Genomic DNA, 4406 nt, shown 5'->3' with positions numbered 1-4406 from the left:
CCGCGTTGAAGCCGTAGATGAAGATCTTGCCACCGCTCGGCAGAGCCTTGACCGCCTTTTCGAGCAGGCTGGCGATCTGGTCGCCGGAGAACACCTCGAGAACATGGCTGAAGAGAACGGCGCCGAACCCCTCCGGGAACGGGTCATCGAAGAGGTCGCCGGGATGAAGATGCACTCGCCCTTCGATGCCAGGCAGTGCTCCGTCACGAGCCAGGTCGGTGACGCTCGACAGGTCGAACACCGTCACGTGCAGGTCGGGGTGCAGGGCGGCCAGTTCGCGCGCGGTCGTGCCGTCGCCGCCTCCGACGTCGAGCAGGCGGTCCACCCCGGTCAGATCCGCGTTGTCCAGCAGCCCCGGCAGGCTCCGCAGGCTGAACGCCGACATCGATCGGTGCAGGATCGACTCATGCTCCGGGTGATGGCCAAGCCGCTGGTAGAGCGTGGGTTCGGTGCCGGAGAACGCGGAGAGCGCCGCCGTGTTCGTTCCTTCACGCACCGCAGCCGTCAGGTGGGCGAAGGCGGGGTAATACAGCGTCTTCCATCCGACGAGGATGTCACGCCAGCTGTCCGGGCCGTGTGGCGCGAGCGAGGTCTCGGCCAGCGCGGAGTTGACATAGCCGCCGTCGGCATCGCGGCGGATCAGCCCCGTGGTGCAGAGCGCGAACATCAGAACACGCAACTGATGGGCCTGGGCTCCGGTGAAGGCCTGTATTTCGTCGCGCGAGGCACCGGGTTGTTGCGCGAGGAACCGGAAGATGTCCAACTCAAGTCCGGTGACCACGGCGTTGAACAGCGCCGGGCCGTTGATGATGAGCTGGAAGCGCTCGTACAGGGGATCCGATTCGGGCATTTCGTTCATCAAGGGGCTTCCTCAGTTTGTCGGTGGCACGTCATGCCGCGTCATGCCGCGATGCTGTGGACGAACTCGGCGAGGCGGGCGGCGCCCTCGTCGATCCGGTCGGGCTCCAGGTAGCTGCACGAGAGCCTTATCTCGTCGCGTTCGGAGCCGTCCAAGTGAAACAGGGACATCGGCGTCCACAGCACTCCGAAGTCCGCGGCCGACACGTCGAGCAACTTCACGTCCGCGGGCACGGGAAGCCGGAGCCGGACGAAGAAGCCGCCGGTCGGCCGATTCCACGAGACCTGACCGCCGAGCCCGGACAGCCGCCGGTCCAGCGCGTCGAGGAGCGCGGCGAGATTGCGCCGGTAGACCGGGGCTCGGGCGGCGCCGAGGGCGCTGAGCGAACCTCCGTGCTCAAGCAGCATTCCGCCGATCACGGCCTGGCTCAGCGCGGAGGTGTTCACGGTCACCATGGTCTTGATGTCCGCCAACGCGTCCGCGAGTAGCCGTGTGGAACCGTCGGCGACGCGGATGCGTTGATCCGCGACGGCGTAACCGACCCGCGCGCCCGGCAGGCACGTTTTCGCGAACGAGCCCACCTGGACCACTCGGCCGGCCCGGTCCAGTGCTTTGAGGGTCGGCAGGTGCTCCCCGGCGAGCGCGGTGAATCCGTAGACGGTGTCTTCGAGGATGACGAGGTCCTCTTGCTCCGCCAGGTCGAGCAGCCGGAGCCGGCGGTCCAGTGGGAGAAGCGTGCCCGACGGATTCGCGAAGTCCGGCGCGACGTAGAGCGCACGCACTCGCCGACCCCTTGAACGGGCAGCCTGGCACTGTGCGAGCAGCTGCTCGGCGTCCACTCCGTCGCCGTCCTCGGGCACCGCGACGACGCCGATGTCCAGAAGTCGCGCCGCTCCGATGATTCCGGTGAAGCAGGGAGTGACGACGGCGAGCAGGTCCGCCGGCGTGCCGAACAGGGCTCGCAGCGACAGCAGCATCGCCTCCTGCGCGCCGACCGTGATGACGACGGCCGAGTCGGGAACGTCGATGCCGTAGTCGGTTCGCAGGGCTCCGGCCACCAGGTCGTTGATCAGCCCTCTGCTTGGGCCGTACTCGTGAAGCAGGCGCCGGGCCCGGGCCGCGTCCATGCCGCGTTCGCCGGTCAAATGGTCGAGGTATCCCGTGGTGAAGCGGGAGAGGTCGGTGTGGTCGAGATGGGCCAGATTCGGCGCCCCGGGGGCGAACGAGATCGCGTCGGGGTAGCGGGACATGACCTCGTTCAGGAAGCTGATCGAGCCGAGCACCGGATCCGTCAGTGAACCGTGCAGGCTGGTGTGGTCGAGTTCGAGCATCGGGTGTCCCCGTCAGCGTCCGCGCTCGGCGGACGCGGTGAATCTGCCCACCTTGCCGATGACATCCTCGCTGTACATCCGGCGCGCCTGTACGAGGGCGAACTCGGCCATGTAGGCACGGAAGCCGTCCTCGGGCTCCTCCGCCAGGTTCAGCATCATCCGGTTGGCCACCACCGCCGGGCCGGACATCGCCAGCGCCGCCGCCTCGATCGCCGCGTCCATGGCGGCTGGCGGCACCACCTCGTCGCAGAACGCGCCGGCCTCGGCGGACGAGGCGTGGATCCGCTGTCCGCCCAGGATGACGCGGCGGGCGAGTCTGGCTCCGGCGTGCCGCCCCAGCCGCAGGTTGGCCGCTCCGGGGACGATGCCCTCCTGGGCCGCCGGCAGGCTGAAGAAGGCGTCGTCGGCGGCGATGACCCAGTCTGCCGCGAGCAGCAGTTGCATGCCGCCGCCGATGGCGAACGAGTCCACCGCGGCCACCCAGGGCTTTTGCACCGCCTCCCGGCCCGGCTCCGGCAGCACGCCTCGGATCAGTTTGCTGATGTAACCGAGTTCACGGCGCAGCAGGAAGTCGAGGTATGAGATCCGGCCTTCGTGCAGATCCTTGAGATTGATGCCGGCGCTGAACACCCTGCGGCCGCGATACCGAGGATGCGTCATGACCGCGCCGCGCAGCACCCCGACCTGAACCTGCTCGTCGAGCAGCGCCAGGTCCACGGCCGTCTCCATGTCGCGGATGAGCTTGTTGTCCTCGGCGTTGAGGCAGCGCTGGTTCTCGAACGTCAGGTGCGCGGCGGTGCGCCTGCGTTCCAGCGACAGCGTTTCCAGGGCGACCGACCCGGTCTCGCGGAACCGGCCGAGCAGTTCGAGCGCCGCCGGTGACGGCAGCCGCATCGTGGCGAGCAGGTGGCCTCCCGCGGCCGGGGAACGAAGCACGGCGCGCACGAACACGCCTTGGTCGATCTCCAGGCCGTCCTTGTCCTGCTGCGCAAGGCCGCTTTCGGCCTCCATGAGCGCGCGCGAGGGCACCAGCCCGGGGAATCTCTGCGCCGCGGTGTACACCAGATCGGTCAACAGCAGATGTCTGCGACGCCCTTGCGTGAGCTCGTCGTACACAGGTTCCGCGTGCCGATTCATGAAGTCCTCGCGCAGGCCGCGGGACAGGCCGATCACTCGCTCGGCGACCGTCTGCGCCCGCTCGTCGCGCTTCGGCTTGGGGCCGAGCGCGGCGAGCAGGTCCTGTCCCGCGCCGAGGAAGGCGGTCGCGGCGGCGGCGTCGGTCTCGAACCGGCCGGACAGCGACGGGAGGCGCCGCGTCCACTCGGTCGTGTCGTCGATGACGGATTCAGTCCCCATCGATCGCCTCGGCCGGAGAGTCGCCGTCCAGTCCGGCGACCCGGTCGAGTCGGCGCAGTTCCCTGTCACACGCGGCCAAGTGCACGCCCAACGCTTCGTCGAACCCGGCCTGCGGCGCCTCCAGCAGCAGTCGCCGGCGAACCGCGAGGTCGGATTGCGCGATCCGGCCGAGCAGGACCATGGCCGCGGCCACCGCGGCGTCGGCGTTGTCGGCGCACTCGTCGACCAGCCCCAGGTCCAGCGCCTGGGCCAGAGAAAGTTCGTGGCCCCACATCACGAGCTGCCTGGCGCGGGCGATTCCCACCTGGTGGACCAGCCGGTGCAGCGCCATTCCAGGCCAGAACTGGCCGTCATTCACCGGCAGCAGGATGCGTGTCTGCGCGGTCGCGATCCGATAATCAGTGGCGAGCAGTACGTCCAGAGCAGGCCCACCACACATTCCGGGTGCCACGGCGATGGTGACGTTGTCCTGCTTTTCAAGCCGGTGTACCGCCTTCTCCCAGCGATTGACGTCACGGATGGCCACCCGGCCCGGCCAGGAGCGATCCTCCGGACGGGTGACCGCGAGCGTCAACACGGCGATCGCCGGAGGCCCGCACTCCTGCGCCCGATCGCACAGCCCGTTCAGCAGCGCGGTCAGCTCGGCCAGCGGGAGCGAACCGTCCAGGCGCACCCGCAGACCGTCAGCGGCGTTCGCGGGCGCCGCCGAGCCGTTCGAGGCCAAGTCGTTCTTCACCATTGCAGCAACGCCATTTCGATCGTCGAACCCGGACCCATCGTCATCATCACGCCGTGGTCTCCGTGCTCTGCCAAGCCCTCGCCGAGTAGCCGGTCGTAGGAGAACAGGAAGGAACCGCTGG

At 68.6% G+C, this 4406-nt stretch carries 4 protein-coding genes and 1 pseudogene; all 5 read right to left on the bottom strand.

The window, feature by feature from the left end; all coding sequences use genetic code 11:
• Positions 1 to 763: methyltransferase (locus VGS97_RS08220; protein ID WP_326852667.1), on the bottom strand; the 763-nt coding region annotated here is incomplete at its 3' end.
• Positions 764 to 900: 137 nt separating this feature from the next.
• Positions 901 to 2190, bottom strand: a complete 1290-nt coding sequence (locus VGS97_RS08215; RefSeq protein WP_326852666.1) for a PLP-dependent aminotransferase family protein — start codon at positions 2188 to 2190, stop codon at positions 901 to 903.
• Positions 2191 to 2202: 12 nt separating this feature from the next.
• Positions 2203 to 3546, bottom strand: a complete 1344-nt coding sequence (gene dpgC, locus VGS97_RS08210) for a (3,5-dihydroxyphenyl)acetyl-CoA 1,2-dioxygenase DpgC (protein WP_326852665.1) — start codon at positions 3544 to 3546, stop codon at positions 2203 to 2205.
• Complete coding sequence (gene dpgB, locus VGS97_RS08205) at positions 3536 to 4285, bottom strand: enoyl-CoA-hydratase DpgB (RefSeq protein ID WP_326852664.1); 750 nt, start codon at positions 4283 to 4285, stop codon at positions 3536 to 3538. The genes dpgC and dpgB overlap by 11 nt, the downstream gene beginning before the upstream one ends.
• Positions 4279 to 4406, bottom strand: a pseudogene (locus VGS97_RS29470) (type III polyketide synthase); the annotation flags it as partial. The gene dpgB and the pseudogene VGS97_RS29470, both read right to left, overlap by 7 nt.

The sequence above is a fragment of the Actinocrinis sp. genome (genome assembly GCF_035946395.1).
Lineage (GTDB): Bacteria > Actinomycetota > Actinomycetes > Streptomycetales > Catenulisporaceae > Actinocrinis.
Note: the sequence above shows the minus strand (reverse complement) of the source record. Positions and strands in the feature narration are given on the sequence as shown.